The sequence below is a fragment of the Pseudonocardia sp. genome (assembly GCF_025965585.1).
Lineage (GTDB): Bacteria > Actinomycetota > Actinomycetes > Mycobacteriales > Pseudonocardiaceae > Pseudonocardia.
The window spans coordinates 24,230-44,256 of the sequence record NZ_JAOPWR010000151.1 but is presented as its reverse complement, the minus strand read 5'-3'; the positions used below and the strand labels follow the sequence as shown (position 1 = coordinate 44,256).

General features: G+C 72.4%; 21 protein-coding genes. 7 read left to right on the top strand and 14 right to left on the bottom strand.

Going from position 1 to position 20,027, the window contains the following annotated elements:
- Positions 1–46 precede the first annotated feature (46 nt).
- A complete protein-coding gene (locus JWR81_RS09550; protein WP_297649566.1) occupies positions 47–739 on the bottom strand; it encodes a creatininase family protein in 693 nt (230 codons plus the stop codon).
- Positions 740–803: 64 nt separating this feature from the next.
- Between JWR81_RS09550 and JWR81_RS09545 the strand changes: the two genes are divergently transcribed.
- Together JWR81_RS09545 and JWR81_RS09540 are read left to right on the top strand one after the other, a co-directional pair.
- Positions 804–1,424: a GTP cyclohydrolase II gene (locus tag JWR81_RS09545; protein WP_297649565.1), complete on the top strand. Its 621-nt coding sequence runs from the start codon at positions 804–806 to the stop codon at positions 1,422–1,424.
- Positions 1,425–1,498: 74 nt separating this feature from the next.
- Positions 1,499–3,085 carry a sulfatase gene (locus JWR81_RS09540; RefSeq protein ID WP_297649564.1) on the top strand — a complete coding sequence of 529 codons (1,587 nt, stop codon included), beginning with the start codon at positions 1,499–1,501 and terminating at the stop codon, positions 3,083–3,085.
- 52 nt (positions 3,086–3,137) lie between these two features.
- Here JWR81_RS09540 and JWR81_RS09535 read toward each other — a convergent pair whose 3' ends face one another.
- The 3 genes from JWR81_RS09535 to JWR81_RS09525 form a co-directional block, all read right to left on the bottom strand.
- Positions 3,138–3,662 carry a general stress protein gene (locus JWR81_RS09535; protein WP_297649563.1) on the bottom strand — a complete coding sequence of 175 codons (525 nt, stop codon included), beginning with the start codon at positions 3,660–3,662 and terminating at the stop codon, positions 3,138–3,140.
- A 193-nt stretch (positions 3,663–3,855) separates the two neighbouring features.
- Positions 3,856–5,049, bottom strand: a complete 1,194-nt coding sequence (locus JWR81_RS09530; RefSeq protein WP_297649562.1) for an acyl-CoA dehydrogenase family protein — start codon at positions 5,047–5,049, stop codon at positions 3,856–3,858.
- Between the two features lie 53 nt (positions 5,050–5,102).
- Positions 5,103–6,062, bottom strand: a complete 960-nt coding sequence (locus JWR81_RS09525; protein ID WP_297649561.1) for a CoA ester lyase — start codon at positions 6,060–6,062, stop codon at positions 5,103–5,105.
- Positions 6,063–6,286: 224 nt separating this feature from the next.
- Here JWR81_RS09525 and JWR81_RS09520 point away from each other — a divergent pair, with 224 nt between their 5' ends.
- Both JWR81_RS09520 and JWR81_RS09515 read left to right on the top strand, forming a co-directional pair.
- A complete protein-coding gene (locus tag JWR81_RS09520) occupies positions 6,287–7,582 on the top strand; it encodes a CBS domain-containing protein (protein WP_297649560.1) in 1,296 nt (431 codons plus the stop codon).
- On the top strand, positions 7,575–8,096 hold the full coding sequence (locus tag JWR81_RS09515; RefSeq protein WP_297649559.1) for a DUF1003 domain-containing protein: 522 nt from the start codon (positions 7,575–7,577) through the stop codon (positions 8,094–8,096). The genes JWR81_RS09520 and JWR81_RS09515 overlap by 8 nt, the downstream gene beginning before the upstream one ends.
- On the opposite strand, the gene JWR81_RS09510 is transcribed toward JWR81_RS09515, so the two are convergent.
- Complete coding sequence (locus tag JWR81_RS09510) at positions 8,074–8,529, bottom strand: MarR family transcriptional regulator (protein WP_297649606.1); 456 nt, start codon at positions 8,527–8,529, stop codon at positions 8,074–8,076. The genes JWR81_RS09515 and JWR81_RS09510 overlap by 23 nt on opposite strands.
- A 145-nt stretch (positions 8,530–8,674) precedes the next feature.
- Here JWR81_RS09510 and JWR81_RS09505 point away from each other — a divergent pair, with 145 nt between their 5' ends.
- On the top strand, positions 8,675–9,823 hold the full coding sequence (locus tag JWR81_RS09505) for an Mrp/NBP35 family ATP-binding protein (protein WP_297649557.1): 1,149 nt from the start codon (positions 8,675–8,677) through the stop codon (positions 9,821–9,823).
- 52 nt (positions 9,824–9,875) lie between these two features.
- On the opposite strand, the gene JWR81_RS09500 is transcribed toward JWR81_RS09505, so the two are convergent.
- The 5 genes from JWR81_RS09500 to JWR81_RS09480 form a co-directional block, all read right to left on the bottom strand.
- Positions 9,876–11,126: an aminotransferase class III-fold pyridoxal phosphate-dependent enzyme gene (locus JWR81_RS09500; RefSeq protein ID WP_297649555.1), complete on the bottom strand. Its 1,251-nt coding sequence runs from the start codon at positions 11,124–11,126 to the stop codon at positions 9,876–9,878.
- Positions 11,127–11,252: 126 nt separating this feature from the next.
- On the bottom strand, positions 11,253–11,951 hold the full coding sequence (locus JWR81_RS09495) for a GntR family transcriptional regulator (RefSeq protein ID WP_297649553.1): 699 nt from the start codon (positions 11,949–11,951) through the stop codon (positions 11,253–11,255).
- 24 nt (positions 11,952–11,975) lie between these two features.
- Positions 11,976–12,683, bottom strand: coding sequence for a maleate cis-trans isomerase (locus JWR81_RS09490; RefSeq protein WP_297649551.1), 708 nt, complete (start codon positions 12,681–12,683; stop codon positions 11,976–11,978).
- Positions 12,680–13,504 (bottom strand): Asp/Glu racemase, encoded by an 825-nt coding sequence (locus JWR81_RS09485; RefSeq protein ID WP_297649549.1) that lies wholly within the window; start codon positions 13,502–13,504, stop codon positions 12,680–12,682. The genes JWR81_RS09490 and JWR81_RS09485 overlap by 4 nt, the downstream gene beginning before the upstream one ends.
- Positions 13,505–13,513: 9 nt before the next feature.
- On the bottom strand, positions 13,514–14,038 hold the full coding sequence (locus tag JWR81_RS09480; RefSeq protein ID WP_297649547.1) for a DUF3830 family protein: 525 nt from the start codon (positions 14,036–14,038) through the stop codon (positions 13,514–13,516).
- A gap of 197 nt (positions 14,039–14,235) precedes the next feature.
- Here JWR81_RS09480 and JWR81_RS09475 point away from each other — a divergent pair, with 197 nt between their 5' ends.
- Complete coding sequence (locus JWR81_RS09475) at positions 14,236–15,201, top strand: D-2-hydroxyacid dehydrogenase (RefSeq protein WP_297649604.1); 966 nt, start codon at positions 14,236–14,238, stop codon at positions 15,199–15,201.
- A complete protein-coding gene (locus tag JWR81_RS09470; RefSeq protein WP_297649545.1) occupies positions 15,198–16,628 on the top strand; it encodes an amidase in 1,431 nt (476 codons plus the stop codon). Before JWR81_RS09475 ends, JWR81_RS09470 begins: the two co-directional genes overlap by 4 nt.
- Before the next feature lie 31 nt (positions 16,629–16,659).
- On the opposite strand, the gene tatB is transcribed toward JWR81_RS09470, so the two are convergent.
- The 4 genes from tatB to sigE form a co-directional block, all read right to left on the bottom strand.
- Positions 16,660–17,082, bottom strand: a complete 423-nt coding sequence (gene tatB, locus JWR81_RS09465; protein WP_297649543.1) for a Sec-independent protein translocase protein TatB — start codon at positions 17,080–17,082, stop codon at positions 16,660–16,662.
- A gap of 14 nt (positions 17,083–17,096) precedes the next feature.
- Positions 17,097–18,635 carry a trypsin-like peptidase domain-containing protein gene (locus JWR81_RS09460; RefSeq protein ID WP_297649541.1) on the bottom strand — a complete coding sequence of 513 codons (1,539 nt, stop codon included), beginning with the start codon at positions 18,633–18,635 and terminating at the stop codon, positions 17,097–17,099.
- A 90-nt stretch (positions 18,636–18,725) separates the two neighbouring features.
- Complete coding sequence (locus JWR81_RS09455; RefSeq protein ID WP_297649539.1) at positions 18,726–19,406, bottom strand: hypothetical protein; 681 nt, start codon at positions 19,404–19,406, stop codon at positions 18,726–18,728.
- A complete protein-coding gene (gene sigE / locus JWR81_RS09450) occupies positions 19,403–20,023 on the bottom strand; it encodes an RNA polymerase sigma factor SigE (RefSeq protein ID WP_297649537.1) in 621 nt (206 codons plus the stop codon). The genes JWR81_RS09455 and sigE overlap by 4 nt, the downstream gene beginning before the upstream one ends.
- Positions 20,024–20,027 lie beyond the last annotated feature (4 nt).

Sequence of the window (20,027 nt, the reverse complement as noted above, 5' to 3'; positions counted from 1 at the left end):
GTGCTCTGCCTCGTCGCGTGCCTGCCCGGGGCTCTGGTGCTGCTCGTCAGAGGTGTGCGGCGAAGGAGCGCACCAGGCTCGCCAGCAGATCCCGTCCCTTCGGTGCCGACGCTCGCGAAGGGCGGCCGACCACTCCCGACTCCGAGTACGCCTGCAGCCCTCGGCTCAGCAGGTGCGGCCGGTCGTCCGCGACCTCGTCGGCTCGCTCGAAGTGCGGCCTGACGAGGTGGGGGTGGGCGTGCAGCAGGATCGACGTCTCGAGCTCGCCGGCGTGCATGTCGGTGACGGCCGAGGTCTCCAGGCCGGCCGCGGCACGGGCGGCCTCCCAGTCGGCCTCGCCCGGGAACAACGCCATGCGCAGCGGGCCGAGGCTCGCCTCCTGCACGACGTTGCCCAGCACGTAGTTGCCGCCGTGGCCGTTGACGAGTACGAGCTGCGCGACACCCGCCCGGCGCAGCGAGGCGGCGATGTCGTGCACGACCGCGACGAGCGTGGTGGCCGAGATGCTCACCGTGCCGGGCCAGGCCGCGTGCTCGTGGGAGCAGGAGAACGTGATCGGCGGGAGCCTGCGCACCGGGTACACGTCCGCGATCTCCGCGGTGAGGGTGGCCGCGACGACCGTGTCGGTCGTCAGCGGGAGGTGCGGTCCGTGCTGCTCGCAGCTGCCGATCGGCAGCACCGCGACGGTGGCGGATCGGTCGCGCTCGTCGAGCGTGGTGTCGGCCGGCAGGAGGTCCATCGTGACGGACCTTCTCACGGCGACCGGGCTCAGGGCGACTGGGCAAGGACGAGAGGGGCAGCAGATGCATGAGGAACTGGCCGAGGTCGCCGAGTCCGATCTGATGACCCGGCGCGGGATGTTCCGGGTGGTGGCGTTCCGCGACCGCCTCGACGGGCGCGAGCACATGGCGCTGGTGCGCGGCGACCTGCGGACGCGGAAGGACGTGCTGGTGCGCGTGCACTCCGAGTGCCTCACCGGCGACGTGTTCGGAGCGATGCGGTGCGAGTGCGGGGCGCAGCTGTCCTCGGCGCTCGACGCGATCGTCCGTGAGGGCAGCGGGGTGCTCGTGTACCTGCGCGGGCACGAGGGCCGCGGGATCGGGCTGGTCGCGAAGGTCCGCACCCACGTGCTGCAGGACGAGCAGGGCCTCGACACGGTCGACTCCGCGACGGCGCTGGGCCTGCCGGTGGACGTCCGGGACTTCGGCGCGGCCGCGCGCCTGCTGCGCCACCTCGGGGTGGGCTCAGTCCGGCTGATGTCCAACAGCACCGACAAGGTGGACGCGCTGACCGCGCACGGGATCGGCGTCACCGAGCGCCTCCCGTTGCTCGAACCGGTGAACGAGCACAACATCCGCTACCTCACCGCGAAGCGCGACCGCCTCGGCCACGACCTGCCGCAGCTGAACCCGGGGCCACCATGACGGCGACGGAAGTCCGCCCGGCTCCCCCGCCGGAGCCGAAGGCGGAGCCGCGGTGGCGGCGCGTCCTCGGGCGGGTGACCACGGTCCTGGCAGCGTTGCTCGTGCTCGCGGCGCTGGTCCTCCCACACGAGGTCGGCCAGATCTCACCTGCGGGGTTCGTGCGCATCCCGGTGGAGGGGCTCGCCGGGCTCGCGATCCTGCTCGTGCTGCCGCCCCGCCCGCGGCGGGTGGTGGCGCTGCTCGGTGGGTTGCTCCTCGCCCTGGTGACGCTGCTGCGGATCCTCGACATGGGGTTCCTCGTGACCCTCGTCCGGCCGTTCGACCCGGTGCTCGACTGGGTGCTGGCCGACGACGCCTTCTCCTTCCTCGCCGACTCGGTCGGCCTCGCGGGTGCGATCGCCGCCGCCGTCGCCGCCGTGCTGCTGGTGGTGGCCGTGTTCGTCCTCCTGACGCGGTCGGTGCTGCGCCTGACCCGGGTGGCCATCGCGCACCGGACCGCCTCGGCCCGGGCCGTCGCCGTCCTGTCGGTGGTCTGGCTGGCCTGCGCCGTTCTCGGCGTCCAGATCGTGGCGCCGCTGCCCGTCGCGTCCCGCAGCGCGGCCGCGCTCGCCTGGCAGAAGGCGATGCAGGTGCCCGCGACCATGCGCGACGAGCAGGCGTTCGCCCAGCAGGCGCGCGTCGACGCCTTCCGCGACACCCCGCCCGGCCGGCTGCTCACGGGCCTGCGCGGCAAGGACGTCATGCTCACGTTCGTCGAGAGCTACGGGCGCAGCGCCGTGGAGGACCCGCGCTACGCCCCACAGGTCGACGCCACGCTCGACGCGGGGACCCGCAGCCTCGCCGCCGCCGGGTACTCGGCGCGCAGCGCGTTCCTCACCTCACCGGTGGCGGGCGGCGGCAGCTGGCTGGCCCACGCCACGTTCGGCTCCGGCCTGTGGATCGACGACGAGCAGCGCGACCGCAGCCTCACCGCGAGCGACCGCCTGACGCTGACCAGCGCGTTCAAGAAGGCGGACTGGCAGACGGTGGGCGTCATGCCCGGCACCACCGCGGCCTGGCCGGAGTCGCGGTTCTTCGGCATCGACACGGTCTACGACGCCCGGAACCTGGGCTACCGCGGCCTGAACTTCTCCTGGTCCCCCATGCCCGACCAGTACGCGCTGGCCGCCTACCAGCGCACCGAGCACGGCAAGCCCGACCGCGGGCCGCAGATGGCCGAGGTGGTGCTCACCTCGAGCCACGTGCCGTGGACACCCGTGCCGAAGCTGGTTCCGTGGGACGCCGTCGGCGACGGCTCCGGCTACGACGCCACCGTGCGGGCCACCGATCCCCCGGACGTCGTGTGGCAGGACCCCCAGCGGGTCCGCGACGGCTACCGGGACTCGATCGTCTACTCCCTGGACAGCCTGATCTCCTGGGTGCAGACCTACGGCGACGAGAACCTCGTGCTGGTCTTCCTCGGCGACCACCAGCCCCTGCCGATCATCACCGGGGACGGCGCGAGCCGGGACGTGCCGATCACGATCGTCGCCCGGGACAGGTCGGTGCTGGACCGGGTCTCCTCCTGGGGCTGGCAGGACGGGCTGCACCCCGGCCCGACGGCGCCCGTCTGGCGGATGGATGCCTTCCGCGACAGGTTCCTCACGGCGTTCGGGTCGTAGGACCTGATCTGAAGGAACCTGATGCCCGGATCAGGACGATCCGGGCATCGGGTCAGGACCGGTTCGGGTTCGGACCCATCGCGAGCTTGGCCAGCAGCTCGCGCGCCTTCTCGGCGTTGCGCGGCTGGCAGAGCACGTCGTAGCGCCCCGCCACCATCTGGCTCGACGAGGTGAAGTCCCGACGTCCGGCGCTGGCCCGGTACCCGACGGCGGCGAAGATCGAGAAGAACACGACGCCGATGACGAGGCTCGAGATGATCGCTCCGAGCGGGTTGGCGCCGGCGCTGAAGAAGCTCAGCAGCACACCGACGAACAGGCCGAACCAGGCTCCCGACGCCGCACCGGAGGCCAGCACGCGGCCCCAGGTCAGGCGGCCGATCACGCGCTCGACGAGCATCAGGTCCACGCCGACGATGGTGACGTCTCGGACGGGGAAGTCCGAGTCGGCCAAGTGGTCGACGGCCCGCTGCGCCTCCTCGTAGGTGGCGTACGAACCGACCGGCCAGCCGGTGGGAGGAGTGGGAAGGTTGGGCAGGCCGGGCGCGGTGCGCGCGGGCCCGCCGAACGGGGTGGTCACGGGGGCCTCCTCAGGGTGCGTGGACGGTGGATATGTCCACATCATGTCAACGCCTTGACCGGCACCGTAGTGCCGCCTGCCCGGAGCATCACACCGAACGGGTCAGATGTGGCCCACGACGACCACTCACCGGCCGGTCGGCCGAGCACCTCGGTGTCCCCGAGGTGCTCGGCGGCGTGGACCAGGATGACCGTCAGCGGGACTTGTACTCCCGCAGCAGCCCGCGGCTGATGATCGTCTTCTGGATCTCGCTCGTGCCCTCGCCGATGAGCAGGAACGGCGCCTCGCGCATGAGGCGCTCGATCTCGTACTCCTTGGAGTAGCCGTAGCCGCCGTGGATGCGGAACGACTCCTGCGTGACCTCGGCGCAGTACTCCGACGCGATCAGCTTGGCCATGCCGGCCTCGACGTCGTTGCGGTTGCCGGCGTCCTTGAGGCGTGCGGCGTTCACCATCATGTGGTGGGCCGCCTCGACCTTGGTGCCCATCTCGGCCAGCTTGAACGCGATGGCCTGGTGCTCGGCGATCGGCTTGCCGAACGTCGAGCGCTGCTGGGCGTACTCGGCCGCCAGCTCGAACGCGCGGATCGAGATGCCGCACGCGCGGGCGGCGACGTTGACGCGGCCGACCTCGACGCCGTCCATCATCTGGCCGAAGCCGGCGCCGCGCTTGCCGCCGAGGATGCGGTCGGCGGGCACGCGGTGGCCCTTGAACACCATCTCGGTGGTGTCGACGCCCTTGTAGCCCATCTTGTCGATCTTGCCGGGGACCACGAGACCCGGCGCGACCTCGCCGTAGCCGACCGGCTTCTCCACCAGGAACGTGGTGAGGTTCTGGTACGGCTTGGGCTGGCCCTCGTCGGTCTTGACGAGCACCGCGGTGAGGGTGGACGTACCGCCGTTGGTCAGCCACATCTTGGCGCCGTCGATGACGAAGTCGTCGCCGTCCTGCACGGCCCTCGTCTTGATCGCGGCGACGTCCGAGCCGAGGTCGGGCTCCGACATCGAGAACGAGCCGCGGGTCTCCCCCAGCGCCATCTTGGGGAGGTAGCGCTGCTTCTGCTCCTCGGTGCCGTGGTGCATGAGCATGTACGCCACGATGAAGTGGGTGTTGATCACGCCGGAGACGCTCATCCAGCCACGCGCGATCTGCTCGACCACGAGCGCGTAGGTGAGCAGCGACTCGCCGAGGCCTCCGTACTCCTCGGGGATGGTGAGCCCGAACAGGCCCATCTCCTTCATGCCGTCCACGATGTCCTGCGGGTATTCGTCCGCGTGCTCGAGGGCGGTGGCGTGCGGGATGATCTCCTTGTCCACGAAGGTCTTGACCGTGGACAGGATCTCTTCCTGGATGTCCGTGAGACCGGCGGTCTGGGCGAGCCGCGCCATGGTTCCTCCTGCTGAGGTTCGGTTACCGACGAGTATCGCTGAGCGGGGCCGGCTCAGCTCTCCGGCGGCGTCCACTTGTCGGTGCGCTCCATGCCGGCGGCCCGGCCCTTGCCCGAGATCACCAGCGCCATCTTGCGGCTGGCCTCGTCGATCATCTCGTCGCCGATCATGGCCGAGCCCTTCTTGCCACCGGCCTCGGAGGTGAAGTACTCGTAGGCGTCGAGGATGTTCTCGGCGTGGTCGTAGTCCCTCTGCAGCGGGCTGAACGTCTCGTTGGCCGCGTCGATCTGGCCGGGGTGCAGCACCCACTTGCCGTCGAACCCGAGCGCGGCCGAGCGGCCGGCCACGCGCCGGTACGCGTCGACGTCGCGGATCTGCAGGAACGGACCGTCGATGGCCTGCTTGTCGTGCGCGCGGGCCGCCATGAGGATGCTCATGAGGATGTGGTGGTAGGCGTCGCCCACGTCGTAGCCGGGGGGCTGCTCGCCCACCACGAGGCTCTTCATGTTGATCGACGCCATGAAGTCGGCCGGGCCGAAGATGATGGTCTCCACGCGCGGCGACGCGGTGGCGATCGCGTTGACGTTGGTCAGGCCCAGCGCGTTCTCGATCTGGGCCTCGATGCCGATCCTGCCGACCTCGTAGCCCATGGTCTTCTCGATCTGGGTCAGCAGCAGGTCCAGGGCGACGACCTGCTCGGCCGTCTGCACCTTGGGCAGCATGATCGCGTCGAGGTTGGCGCCGGCGCCCTCCACGACCTCGGTGACGTCGCGGTAGGTCCACTCGGTGGTCCAGTCGTTCACGCGGACGACGCGGATCTTCTCGCCCCAGCCGCCCTCGTTGAGCGCCTCGACGATGGTCTTGCGCGCACCCGGCTTGGCCAGCGGTGCGCACGCGTCCTCGAGGTCCAGGAAGATCTGGTCGGAGTTCAGCGTCCGGGCCTTGTCGATGAACTTCTGACTGGACCCCGGCACCGCCAGGCAGGAGCGACGGGGACGGGTACGGGACGTCATCAGCAGTCTCCTCGGTGAGATCGGCGCGTTGCTCGCCACGGTTGCACGATGCTGGCACGGCCGCCGCCTCCGCGGGCCCCGGGGTGATTGGCTTCTCACCCACGCGAGGTCGGATCGTCGCGCTACCGCGCGCCTGCTGCTCCTGGTCATCCCGAAACGGACCGACCGGGCACGACGGGGTTCCTCCGCGGCGTCAGGAGAGCACCCCTTCTAGGCTCTCGCCCATGGGCGCCGATCGGGTCTTCGTGGCACAGCTGGTCGGCTTGCCCGTCTTCGGCCCGGACGGTGAGCGCATCGGCAAGGTGCGCGATCTCGCCGTGTCGCTGCGGGTCGACGCGAGCCCGCCACGGGTGCTGGGCATGGTGGTCGAGATGGTCACGCGGCGGCGGATCTTCGTGCCGATGCTGCGGGTCACCACGATCGATCCCGGCGCGGTCACGCTGGCCACCGGTTCGGTGAGCCTGCGCGGGTTCGCCCAGCACCCCAACGAGATCCTGGTCGTCGGCCAGATGCTCGACGCGCCGGTGAGGATGGGGGACTCCGGGCTCGAGGCCGTGGTCGTCGACGCCGCCATCGAGCAGACGCGCTCGCGGGACTGGATCGTGGGCCGTCTCGCGGTGCGGGGCCGCCGCCACCGGCTCGCGCGCCGCGGGCAGGTGCAGGTGGTGAGCTGGACCGCCGTCTCCGGACTGACGCTCACCGACCGGCAGGGCACCGCGGGCCTGCTGTCGGTCTTCGAGACCATGCGCCCCGCCGACATCGCCTCGACGCTGCTGGGGCTACCCGAGAAGCGCCAGCACGAGGTCATCGACTCCCTGGACGACGAGCGGCTCGCGGACGTCTTCGAGGAGATGTCCGAGGCCGACCAGCGCACCCTGCTGGAGCATCTCGACTCCGAGCGCGCCGCGGACGTGCTCGAGGCCATGTCCCCCGACGACGCCGCCGACCTGCTCGGCGAGCTCTCCGACGCCGACGCGGACGCCCTGCTGGCCCTGATGGAGCCGGGCGAGTCGGAGCCGGTGCGGCGGCTGCTGACCTACTCCTCGGACACCGCGGGCGGTCTGATGACCCCGGAGCCGATCATCCTGCGGCCCGACGCCACAGTCGCCGAGGCGCTCGCGCGCATCCGCAACCCCGACATCCCGCCTGCGCTGGCGAGCATGGTGTTCGTCTGCCGGCCGCCGACCGAGACACCCACCGGTCGCTACCTCGGCTGCGCGCACGTCCAGCGGCTGCTGCGTGAGGCGCCGTCCGGCCTCGTGGCCGGCGTCGTCGACACGGACCTGGCCCGGCTCTCACCGCAGGCGACGCTGCCCGAGATCACGCGCTACCTGGCGGCGTACAACCTCGTCGCCGGTCCGGTGGTCGACGGCGAGGAGCACCTGCTCGGCGCCGTCACCGTCGACGACGTGCTGGAACACCTGCTGCCCCACGACTGGCGCGACCGCCTCACCGACGACGGCCGCGACAGGCACGGAGAGATCAGCGCCCACGACCCCACCGAGGTGGCTGATGCCTGAGATCACCCAGCGGCGGAAGCTCGACCAGCCCCGGCTGGGGCGCGGCAGGTTCGAGATCGACCCGGACGGGTTCGCGCGGATCTCGGAGCGCATCGCCCGGTTCCTCGGCACGGGCCGGTTCCTCGCGATCCAGACGGTGATCGTCCTCGTGTGGATCGCGCTGAACGTGGTGGCGGTGAAATGGCAATGGGACCCCTACCCGTTCATCCTGCTCAACCTGGCCTTCTCCACCCAGGCCGCCTACGCCGCGCCGCTGATCCTGCTGGCGCAGAACCGGCAGGACGACCGCGACCGGGTCTCGCTGGAGGAGGACCGCGCCCGCGCCGAGCGCACCAAGGCCGACACCGAGTACCTGGCCCGCGAGCTCGTGGCCCTGCGCCTGGCCGTCGGCGAGGTGGTCACGCGCGAGTACCTGCGCAGCGAGCTGGAGAAGCTGCTGGACCGCCTCGACGAGAAGCCGGCCGACCGCGGCCGCGGGCGCAAGATCCGGATCAGTCGGCCAGAAGGCGACTGATGCGCTCCAGTGCGGCGAGGTCGTCATCGTCGAGCGGGGCGGCGAAGTGGCGCACCACGCCGGAGAGGTGCGTGCGCGAGGCCACCCGCAGGCGCGACAGACCGGCGTCGGTGAGCTGGGCCGCCACGCCGCGGCCGTCGGACTCGACGCGGCAGCGTGACACGAGCTCCGCCTTCTCCATCCGGTCGACGAGCCGCGTGACGCCCGACCTCGACAGCAGCACGGCGTCGGCGAGCTCGGTCATCCGCAGCCGGCGCTCGGGCGCCTCCGCGAGCTGCACCAGCACGTCGTAGGCGGCCAGCGACAGCTTCTGCTCGGCGAGGAGCTCGGTCTCGAGCATGCGCGTGATGGTGGCGTGGGCACGGAGGAACGACCTCCAGGCCGCCAGCTGATCCCGGGTGGGGCTCTGACGGCCTTGTGCTGCACCGGCCATGACGTCGGTGGACGGCGGGGCCGCGATGTCGGTCACCGCGAACATCCTACGGCCGCGGGTGCCCGCTGGCACGGACGTAGCATGGGGCGGGTCGCGGCGGAATCCGTGGCCGCGCTCAACCAAGAAGGGTCACCGGAACTCTCTGATGTCCACCAGCGGAAGCACCACCACCCTCGAAGAGGCCGTCCACGCCGCACTCGCGGGCGTCGAGGACCCCGAGATCCACAAGCCGATCACCGAGCTCGGCATGGTCAAAGGCGTCGCGGTGTCCCCCGAGGGTCTGGCGCATGTCGGCGTGTACCTCACGGTGGCCGGCTGCCCCATGCGCGACACGATCACGAAGCGGGTCACCGCGGCGGTGACGGCGGTCGCAGGCATCACCGGGGTCGAGGTGGAGCTCGACGTCATGAGCGACGAGCAGCGCACCGAGCTGCGCAAGGGCCTGCGCGGCGACAGCGCCGACCCGGTCATCCCGTTCGCCCAGCCCGGCTCGCTCACCCGCGTCTACTGCGTGGCGTCGGGCAAGGGCGGCGTCGGCAAGTCGTCGGTCACGGTCAACCTGGCCGCGGCGATGGCCGCGCGCGGACTCTCGGTCGGCGTGGTGGACGCCGACATCTACGGCCACTCGGTGCCGCGGATGCTGGGCACCACCGACGTGCCCACCAAGGTCGAGAACATGATCATGCCGCCGCAGGCGCACGGCGTGAAGGTCATCTCGATCGGCATGTTCACGCCCGGCAACGAGGCGGTCGTCTGGCGCGGCCCGATGCTGCACCGCGCGCTGCAGCAGTTCCTCGCCGACGTCTACTGGGGCGACCTCGACGTCCTGCTGCTGGACCTCCCCCCGGGCACCGGCGACATCGCGATCTCCACCGCGCAGCTGCTGCCCAGCGCCGAGCTGCTCGTGGTCACCACGCCGCAGCAGGCCGCTGCCGAGGTGGCCGAGCGCGCAGGCTCCATCGCGCTGCAGACGCGCCAGCGCATCGCGGGCGTCATCGAGAACATGAGCTGGATGGAGTTGCCCGACGGCAGCCGCATGGAGGTCTTCGGCAACGGCGGCGGCCAGACCGTGGCCGACTCGCTGACCACGAGCCTCGGCGCCCCCGTCGCGCTGCTGGGCCAGGTGCCCCTGGAGACCAGGCTCCGCGAGTGCGGCGACGCCGGCACCCCGATCGTCCTGGCCGACCCCGGGGCCCCCGCGGCGAAGGCCCTGCTGGGCATCGCCACGAAGCTGACGACGCGGGCACGGGGCCTGGCCGGCATGAGCCTGAACATCAGCCCGGTCAAGAAGTAGAAGATCGCGTGAACGAACGGCACCTCTCCGACGAGAGGTGCCGTTCGTCGTCTCAGGAGACTGCGGCGACCGCCTCGGACCACAGGCCCACGCCCTCGTCCACCTGATCCGCCGTGACGATCAGCGGCGGGATCATGCGCACGACGTTGCCCCACGGGCCGCAGGTCAGCAGCAGCAGGCCCTTCTCCGCCGCCGCCGCGTGCGCCCGGGTGGCCGCCGCCGCGTCGGGGGCTCCGTCGGGCGTGCAGAACTCGTTGCCCACCATCAGCCCCAGGCCACGGACGTCGGCGATGCCGGGGTGGTCGGCCGCCACCTTGCGCAGGCCGTCGCGCAGACGCAGTCCCTGCGCCCTCGCGTTGGCGACGAGGCCCTCGTCCTCGATGACGTCCAGCGTGGCGAGCGCGGCCGCACAGGCCACCGCGTTGCCGCCGTAGGTGCCGCCCTGCGAGCCCGGCCTGGCCTTGGCCATCAGCTCCGCCGAGGCGGCGATGCCCGAGAGTGGGAAGCCGGACGCCAGGCCCTTGGCCGTGATGAGGATGTCCGGGGTGATCGAGGAGAACTGGTGGCCCCAGAACTTCCCGGTGCGCCCGAAGCCCGTCTGCACCTCGTCGGCGATGAGCAGGATGCCGTGGGCGTCGGCGCGCTCCCGCAGGCCCTCCAGGAACGCAGGCGGCGTCGGCACGTAGCCGCCCTCGCCCAGCACCGGCTCCACGATGAACGCCGCGACGTCCGACGCCGGGGCGGCCGTGACCAGCAGCCGGTCGAGCTCGCGCAGGCAGAACGCGACCGTCTCCTCCTCGCTCCAGCCGTAGCGGAACGCGTACGGGAACGGCGCGAACGCGGTGCCGCCCATCATCGGGCCGATGCCGGCCCGGATCTTCGAGCCGGACGTGGTGAGCGCCGCGGCGCCCATCGTGCGGCCGTGGAAGCCGCCGTCGAACGCGACTATCGTCGCGCGGCCGGTGGCGTGGCGGGCCAACCGCACCGACGCCTCGACGGCCTCGCTGCCCGAGTTGAGGAAGAACACGCTGTCCAGGGCGGGGGGCAGCACGTCGCCGAGGCGCTCGGCCAGCTTCAGCAGCGGCTGGTGCATGACGGTCGTGTACTGGCCGTGGATCAGTGTGGCGACCTGCTCCTGCGCCGCCGCGACCACACGGGGGTGGCAGTGACCGGTGCTGGTGACACCGATGCCGGCGGTGAAGTCCAGGTGGCGGCGGCCGTCGGTGTCGTGGAGGTACACGCCCTCGCCGCGCGCGACCTGCACCGGCGTCGCCTGCTTCAGGAGGGGGGACAGCTGGGCCATGCGGGACGCTCCTCAGGTTGTCGGATTGTTGACAATCCACAGCGATGGAAGCACGGCGGCCGTCCGGGAGCAAGACCGCGGCGCCAGATCGTGCCGACTCGCACGCCGGATCGTGTCGACTCGCGGTCAGGCGGGGACCGAGCCCGAGGGCATCACCGGCGTCGTGGGGGCCGCGACCGGGGCCAGGATCCGGTCCACCGCGTCGGCCATGTGGGCCTCCAGCACCCGCGTGAGCTTCTCCGCGTCCCCGTCGCGCACGGCCGCGAGCAGGGCGCGGTGCTCGGCGAGGAGGTCCGCGGCCGGGGGCGGGTTGTCCTGCAGCGCGGCCAGGCACATCCGCGTCTCGACGAGCAGCGTGTCGGCCATCCGCTGCAGCCGCGGGCTGCCCGACGCGGCCACGAGCTCGTGGTGGAAGGCGTGGTCGGCGTCGGCCAGGGCCACGGGGTCGCCCGCGGCGGCCTCCATCGCGGCGAGGGACGCGCTGAGCCGGGTCACGGCCGCCTCCCGGTCGCCCGCGATGAGCAGCAGCCCCGCCGCCCGCTCGACGGCGGCACGGGCCGCGTAGACGTCGCGGACGTCGGCTGCGTCGAGGTCGCGGACGAACAACCCGCGGTTGCGCACGCTGCGCAGCAGCCCCTCCGCGACGAGCCACTGCATGGCCTCGCGGAGCGGCCCGCGGCTCACCCCGAGGCGGGTGGCGATCTCCACCTCGCCGAGCTGGGTGCCCGGCGGGAACGTGCCGCGCATGATCGCCTCACGGAGACGGTCGGCCACGATCGCGGCGGTGGAGCGGCGCTCGACCGGCTCCAGGCTGGTGAGATCCATCATCGGGTGGACTCCGTCATTCCGTCATGAGGCGAAGAGCGCCCCGAGTCCCGATCGAGGTTCGGCCGCCCCGGCGAGCCGCAGGCCCTGCCAGATGCTGACCTGGTTGGCCGTCAGCACCGGCTTGCCGACGCGGGCCTCCAGAGCGTCGAGCAGGCCGATGGTGTGCAGAGCCGTGTCGGGCAGCAGCACCGCCTGGGCGTCGGCGTGGTCGGCGGCCGCGGCGAAGTCGAGCACGGTCTCCTCGGGGAGCGTGCCCACCTCAGCGGCGGTGACGATCCCGCGCGAGGACAGCGTCAGCACCTCGATGGCGGCCGAGGCGAGGAAGTCGACGAACCGCGCGGCCACGTCGTCGGGGTAGGTGGCGCCGACCGCCACCTTCGTGACACCCAGGTGGGCGCACGCGTCGACGAACGCGAACGACGTGCTCGACGCCGGCACCCCGGCCGTGGCCCGCAGCGCCGCGACCTGCTCGGCGGCACCGTCCCAGCCGAAGACGAAGCTGCCGCTGGTGCAGGCCCACACGATCGCGTCGAGCGGCTGCGGGAGCTCCTTGAACCCGGCCGAGAGCACGTCGTCGCCGCCGATGTCGAGCAGCGCGTCGACGCGGTGGGCGTCCTCGCGCATCTCGGTGTGCACCAGCGGCAGCGCCGGCCCGCCGAGCAGCGACTCCGCGAGCGGGTAGTCGTCCTCCGCGGAGTAGCCGGGGTAGAGGATGCCTACGGTGGTCATGCAGCTCCTGACGTGGTTGTCGGGTCGGGGACGGCCACCAGACCGGGGCCGTCCACGGGTGCGATGCCGACCGGGCCGTCGAGGCCGGCGGCCAGCAACCGCCCGCCGCCCACCGCCTCGCGGCCCATGGCGCGCAGCGCGGCCCACATGGTGACCTGGTTGGCGGTGAGCACGGGCTTGCCGAGCGCCTGTTCGAGCGGCTCGATGAGGTCGTAGGTCGGCACGTTGGTGCAGCTGATGAACAGCGCCTCGGCCGCGTCGGTGTCGGCGGCCCGGACGATCTCGACGACCTGCGCGTAGGTGACGCGCCAGATGTTGCCGAGCAGCCCCAGCCCCTCGCACGACACGGTGCGCACGCCGTTCTCGGCGAGGAACCCGACGAGACGGCGGGTGACCGGCTCGACGTAGGGCGTGGCGATGGCGATCCGGTTCACGCCGAGCACCGCGAGCGCGTCGATCAGCGCCCCCGACGTGGTGCAGGCCGCGGGCGCGCCGGCGTCGAGCATCGTGCGGCGCAGCACCTGCTCCCCGAGCGCTCCGTCCACGAAGCTGCCCGACGTGCACGCGTACGCGACGACCGCGGGCTCGGGAGTGAGGACGTCACGGGTGGCGCGGCGCATCGCCCGCCGGTCGCCGCAGGCCACCGCCATCTCGACGGTCATCGGCGTGGTGAAGAACGGCAGCCGGGTGAGGTACAGCGAGATGTCCTCGGGCACCCAGCGCCACAGCTCGCGGTCGAGCGCGAAGTCGAACGGTGCGACGACCCCGATCCCGTGCTGACCAGCGGGTTCGGTATGGCCGACCGACAGCTCGGTGGGCACGGCGCGCCCCTAGCCGGCGTCGGAGGAGGGGGAGACGGCCTCGAGCCGCGAGTAGACGAGCTTCTCGCCCACGCTGCCCGAACGCCAGACGTCGTGGCACGCCTCGGCCATGCCGGGCAGCCCCTCGATGATCGTGGCGTAGACGTTGCCCGGCACCCAGCCGACATCGCCGTTGATGAGGAGGTTGTTGCGGCCGTAGAAGATCGCGAGGTCGATGCCGCCCTCGGCCTGGTCGATGCCCTGGTCCTCCTTGAAGGACGCGTCGAGCACGCCGCCGGAGAAGTCGAAGTAGCAGACGTCGCCGGGGATGGGGGTGACGGTGGTGTTCTCGTGGCCGATCTTCGGGCCGAACCGGCGCACGATCGAGTACACCTCGTTGCGGGCGTACTTGGCGTGCTGCGCGGGGCCGCCGAGCGGACCCTCACCGAGCGCCTCCCAGACCGCTGCGCAGGTGCGGGGAGCTTCCTTCTCGAGGAGCTCGGCGACGCAGGAGACGCCGCGCTTCTCGAGGCTGATCCGGATGAACTTCGACATGTGGTGCCACTCCCGGCGGTAGTGGGGGGCTGTAACGAGATGACTGACGGCCCGCAGCGCCGCGGATTGTTGACAATCATACGAGAGGTTCCTAACGTGTCAAACATCAGGGCCCGACGCCCGGAAGGACGCCTCGCTTGCCCGTTTCCGCAGCTCAGCGGCCCACCAGTCGAACGACGTCACTGCCGACGGTCACCGTGCTGCACGCCGCCGACGACCCTGCCCGCTCCCTCGGTCTCGATGCCCCGCGCCTCGTCACCGACGCCGCCTCGCTGGCGGCGGCGCTGCCCGGCACGGAGGTGCTGCTCGTCTGGGACTTCCTCTCCGACGCCGTCCGCGACGCCTGGCCCGGCACCGACACGAGCGCCCTGCGCTGGGTGCACACCGCCAGCGCGGGCGTCGACCGGCTGATGTTCCCCGGCCTGCTGGACTCCGACGTCGTACTCACCAACTCCCGCGGCGTGTTCGACGTGCCGATGGCCGAGTACGTGCTGGGGCTGGTGCTCGCGATGGCCAAGGACCTCGGCGGCACGCTCGCGGCGCAGGCGCAGCACGCGTGGCGCCATCGCGAGACCCAGGGCGTGGCGGGCACGCGTGCCGTGGTGGTCGGGAGCGGGCCGATCGGGCACGCGATCGCCCGGATGCTCGGTGCCGTCGGGATCGCCGTCGACCTGGTCGGGCGCCGCGCGGCCGAGGGCATCCACGCGTTCGACGCCCTGCCCGAGATGCTCCCCCGCACCGACTGGCTGGTGCTCGCCGCGCCGCTCACCGACGCCACCCGCGGCATGCTCGACGCCGCCGCGCTCGCCGCGCTACCCCCGAGCGCCCGCGTGATCAACGTCGGGCGCGGCGGCCTCGTCGTCGAACCCGATCTGGTCGACGCGCTGCGCGAGGGCCGGATCGCCGGTGCCGCACTCGACGTGGTGGCGCAGGAGCCGCTCGTGGCGGACTCTCCCCTGTGGGACCTGCCTGGCGTGATCGTCTCGCCGCACATATCGGGGGACACCGTCGGCTGGCGCGACGCGCTCGCCGACGTGTTCACCGCCAACCTCGCCCGCTACCGCGCGGGCGACCCCCTCCACAACGTGGTGGACAAGTCGCTCGGCTACGTCACCTCGGGCGAGGTCACGAGCCCGTCCATCGGCAGCGGAGGTTCCTCATGACCAGCCCGACCGTCGCCCGCAGCGCGGCCGACCTCACCGCGGCCGAGCTGCTCGCCGCGTACCGGACCGGCGACCTCTCCCCCGTCACCGCCACCCAGGCCGTACTCGACCGCATCGTCCGGCTCGACCCTGAGGTCAACGCGTTCTGCCTGCTCGACGCGGACGCCGCTCTGGACGCCGCGCGGGCGTCGGAGAAGCGCTGGCAGCGGGGCGAGCCGCAGGGCCGCCTCGACGGCGTGCCGGTGTCGGTGAAGGACCTGTTCCTCACCCGGGCCCTGCCCACGCTGCGCGGCTCGCACTCGATCGACCCCGCCGGGCCGTGGGACGTCGACGCGCCCGTCGTCGCGCGGGTGCTCGCCCACGGCGGGGTGGTCGTCGGCAAGACCACCACCCCGGAGCTCGGCTGGAAGGGCGTCACCGACAACCCGCTGACGGGCGTCACCGGGAACCCGTGGGACCCGTCACGCACGTCCGGAGGCTCGTCGGGCGGCAGCGCCGCGGCCGTCGCGCTCGGAATGGCGCCGCTCTCATTGGGCACCGACGGCGGTGGCTCGGTGCGCATCCCGGCCGGCTTCAGCGGCATCAGCACGATCAAGCCGACCTACGGGCGCGCTCCGCTCTACCCGGCCAGCCCGTTCGGCACGCTCGCGCACGCCGGCCCGATGACGCGCACGGCCGCCGACGCGGCGCTGCTGCTCGACGTCATGTGCGGCGCCGACCCCCGTGACCCGTGGGCGCTCGCGCCGCCAACCTCGACCGTCGAGCGGCTCGGGGACCCGATGGCGGGGCTGCGCATCGCCGTCAGCCCGGCGCTCGGGTACGCGCAGGTCGACCCCGGTGTCGCGGCCGCGTTCGCCGCGGCGGTGGAGGTGTTCGCCGCCCTCGGCGCGCGGGTCGAGGAGGCCGAGCCCGGGTTCGCCGACCCCGTCGCGGCGTTCGAGACGCTCTGGTTCGCAGGCGCCGCGAAGTCGATCGAGAACGTGACACCCGAGCAGCGGGCGCGGATGGACCCGGGTCTCGTCGAGGTGGCCGAGCAGGGCGCGCGCACCTCGGCACTCGAGTACCTCGGCGCGATGGCCGTGCGCAACGAGCTCGGCATCCTCATGGGCGAGTTCCACTCCCGCTACGACCTGCTGCTCACCCCGACGCTGCCGATCCCGGCGTTCGAGAAGGGCGTGGAGGTGCCGGCGGGCTGGCCGCGCGAGCGCTGGACGTCCTGGACGCCGTTCACCTATCCGTTCAACATGACCCAGCAGCCGGCCGCGAGCGTGCCGTGCGGGTTCGTGCCGGGACCGGGCGGGCAGCTCCCGGTGGGCCTGCAGATCGTCGGCCCCCGCCACGCGGACGGCGCGGTGCTCGCGGCGGCCCACGCGTACCAGCAGGCGACGGACTGGCACCTGCGGCGTCCCCCGCTGCTCGCCGGCTGACGAGACCGACCGACGAGACCGGCGACGGCGCCTACGTGGCGTCGTCGTCGATCGGGGGGCGCTCGTTCTTCTCCAGCGCCTTCGGGGCGGGCTTCGTCATGTCGATGCCGCCGCCGTTGGTGGAACCGTTGGCGCCGTTCGTCGCGCTCTGCGGGGCGGTGCCGAAGCCGTTGGGCTTCACCGGCTGGTCGTCGCCGAACAGGGCGTTGGTGGCGGCGGTGCGCGGGTTGAAGTTCCGCAGGCCCCGCAGCTCCTCGAGCGGCTTGCGCAGCTCGTCGAACTCGGGCCCGAGCTCGCCGCGCAGCTGCTCCTTGGCGCCGCTGGCGTACTCCTTGACCTGCCGGATGGAACGGCCCAGCCAGGCCGCAGCGCCGGGGAGCCGCTCAGGGCCCAGGATGAAGAGACCGGCCACGATCAGGACGAGGATCTCTCCCCAGCCGACGCTCTCGAACATGGGGTCAGCGTACGTCAGTCCGAGGTCAACACCACGGGCAACGACAGCGGACGTCCGTCGCGCAGGACCTGCACCTGCACGGTGTCGCCCGGTTTGCGCTCCGAGACGGCCACGGCGAGCTCGTCCGCGCCGCCGATGGTGCGGTCGCCGACCTTGACGATGACGTCGCCCTCGACGATGCCGGCCTTCGCCGCCGCCCCACCGGCCTGCACGTTCTCCACCTGCGCGCCGTCGGAGGTGGAGTCGCTGACCGAGCGGGCGTTGACACCGATCTCGGCGTGCTTGACCACCCCGGTCCTGATCAGCTCGTCGGCGATGACGCGGGCGCTGTCGATGGGGATGGCGAAGCCGAGCCCGATCGAGCCGCCCTCACCGCCGGTGTCGCCCTGCCCGAGGCTGCGGATGGCGGTGTTGATGCCCACGACGGCGCCGGTGGAGTCGACGAGGGGGCCGCCGGAGTTGCCGGGGTTGATCGCCGCGTCGGTCTGGATCGCGTCGATCACCGCGTTGGTGTCGCTGCCGCCGCCGTCGAGCCGGACGGGCCGGTTGACCGCGCTGACGATGCCGTCGGTGACGGTGCCGGCCAGGCCGAACGGCGAGCCGATGGCGATCACGCCGTCGCCGACGGCGAGCCCCGCCGACGAGCCGATCGTGGCCACCACCGGGTTGGCGACGTTCACCTTGACCACGGCGAGGTCGGTCTTGGGGTCGCGGCCGACGATGCGGGCCGGGGTGCGCGTGCCGTCGTGGAAGATCGCCTCGATGGACGCGCCGTCGGCCCCGACGGCCGCGGAGACGACATGGTTGTTCGTGAGCACGTAGCCCGACGGGTCGATCACCACGCCCGACCCACTGCCGCCCTGGTCGCCGACCCGGACCTCGATGGAGACCACGGCGGGCACGGTGCGCTGGGCGATGTCGGCCACCGACCCGGGAGGCCGCTCCTTGCCCGGGAGCGCCTGCGTGATGGTGGGATCCGGTTCGGTGAGGCTGGCCGCGCCCTCGGCCGTGTAGCGCCCGACGAGCCCACCCGCCGCTCCGACCAGCAGCGCGAGGACGGCCAGCACGGCGAGGGCCCGGGGGTGCACGCGGCGCCCGAACAGCACCTCGCGAAGGCTCAGCCGGGCACCTGGACCGCGCGGGGCCTCCGCCGCCGATGCGCCGGACTCCGCCGGTGCGCCCAGCGCCACGGTGCTGTCCGGGTCGCGCCAGGGATCGCGGTCGGCGTCGGCGTCCCAGAACGGCTCGTCCCCGCCGGCCGGGCCGTGCCCGTTCGTGGGGGGCCGTTGCAGCGACTCCGCCGGGGCGTCGCCGCCCAGCTCGGGACGCCCGAACGCCACGGCCAGCGCGGCGTGCGGGGGCGGGGCGAGCGCGGTGCGCGGTGCGGCCGTGGACCCGGGTGGCGACGCGAACCCGCCCTCGACACCCTCGGGACGCCCGAAGACCTGCGCGATGCCCTCGTCGACCACCGGGCGGGACAGCGGCCGCGGACCGAGCCGGGGTGGCTCACCGTCGGCCGGAACGGGCTCCTCCGCGGGGCTGGGCTCGTTCATCGCGGCGGGACGCTCCTGGACAGGGGTGCGGACGGGACTGCCCATGAGGGTGCCTCAACGGCGGTGAAGTCCACGTAGCCGGGTGCCCGATCAGGGCAGGCGCAGGAAGGAGCCCGGGACGTGGTAGAGCTGGTCGACCGGGGCCTCGGTGGTGGGGCTGGATCCGGTGGCGGGGCTGGATCCGGTGGCGGGCGTGATGCGCAGCTGCGCGTCGACGACCGAGCCGCCGAGGACGGAGCCGTCGAAGACCCCGCGCGGCGGGGTGTGGGCGGGTGCGTCGCTGGCCACGCCGGTGGCTCCGAGTGCGATGGCACCCAGCGCGAGGCCCGACATGGCCGCTCCGGCACCGAAGCGCAGGCGGCGCGACGGCGGACGGCGTCCGTGGTGGCCCGACAGGCCCGGTGCGGCGGCCGCCGGAGCGACCCGCTCGGGACGCAGCACCGAGACGAGCGTGCCGTCGGGGGTGACGGCCAGGCCGGCGGGGGCGTCGGGGAGATCGGAGAGATCGGTGTCCTGCGGGATGGAGCAGAGGCTGCTCAGCAGCGAGGACGGCATGCTGGGGCCGCCCGCGGAGCGCAGGGCATAGCGGGCCTGCCCCTGCGCGGCCACCTGGTTCGCGCAGTCCGGACAGGCGTCGAGATGCCGGGTGGCACGGTCGAAGGGGCCGTCGGCGAGCTCGTCGTCCACGAACGCGGCCACGGCCTCCGGGGACAGGTGGTCCTGCCCCCAGTCCGGCAGTGTCACCGAGAACCGTCGACCCTCGACTGTCACCCGCGAACCTCCTCCAGTTGCTCGGACGCCACCGTCGACTCGGCCCTGCGCCGCTCCAGGGAGTTGCGCAGTGCGGCCCGGCCGCGGTGGATCCTGCTTCTCACCGTACCCAGTTTGACCCCGAGGGTGGCCCCGATCTCCTCGTAGGACAGGCCCTCCACGTCACAGAGCACGACCGCGGCGCGGAACTCCGGCGGCAGCTCGTCGAGCGCGGCCTGGAGCATCGGGTCGAGGTGGGTCTCGGAGAAGACCTGCTCGGGCTCGGGCCCCTGGCCGGGGATGCGGTCCGAGTCGTCGGGCAGCGCCTCCATCCGGATCCGGGCGCGGCGACGCACCATGTCCAGGAACAGGTTGGTGGTGATCCGGTGCAGCCAGCCCTCGAACGTGCCGGGCTTGTAGGACGCGAGCGACCGGAACACCCGGACGAACGTCTCCTGGGTGAGGTCCTCGGCGTCGTGCTGGTTGCCGGTGAGGCGGTAGGCGAGGCGGTAGACGCGGTCGCCGTGTTCACGGACGACCTCGTCCCAGCTCGGCGGCGTCCATTCGGCGCCCTCGCCGGGCAGCACCGTGCCTACGGGCGCTGTTGCGTCCAGCACTGTGGCTGAGCCCTCGGTCATCGTC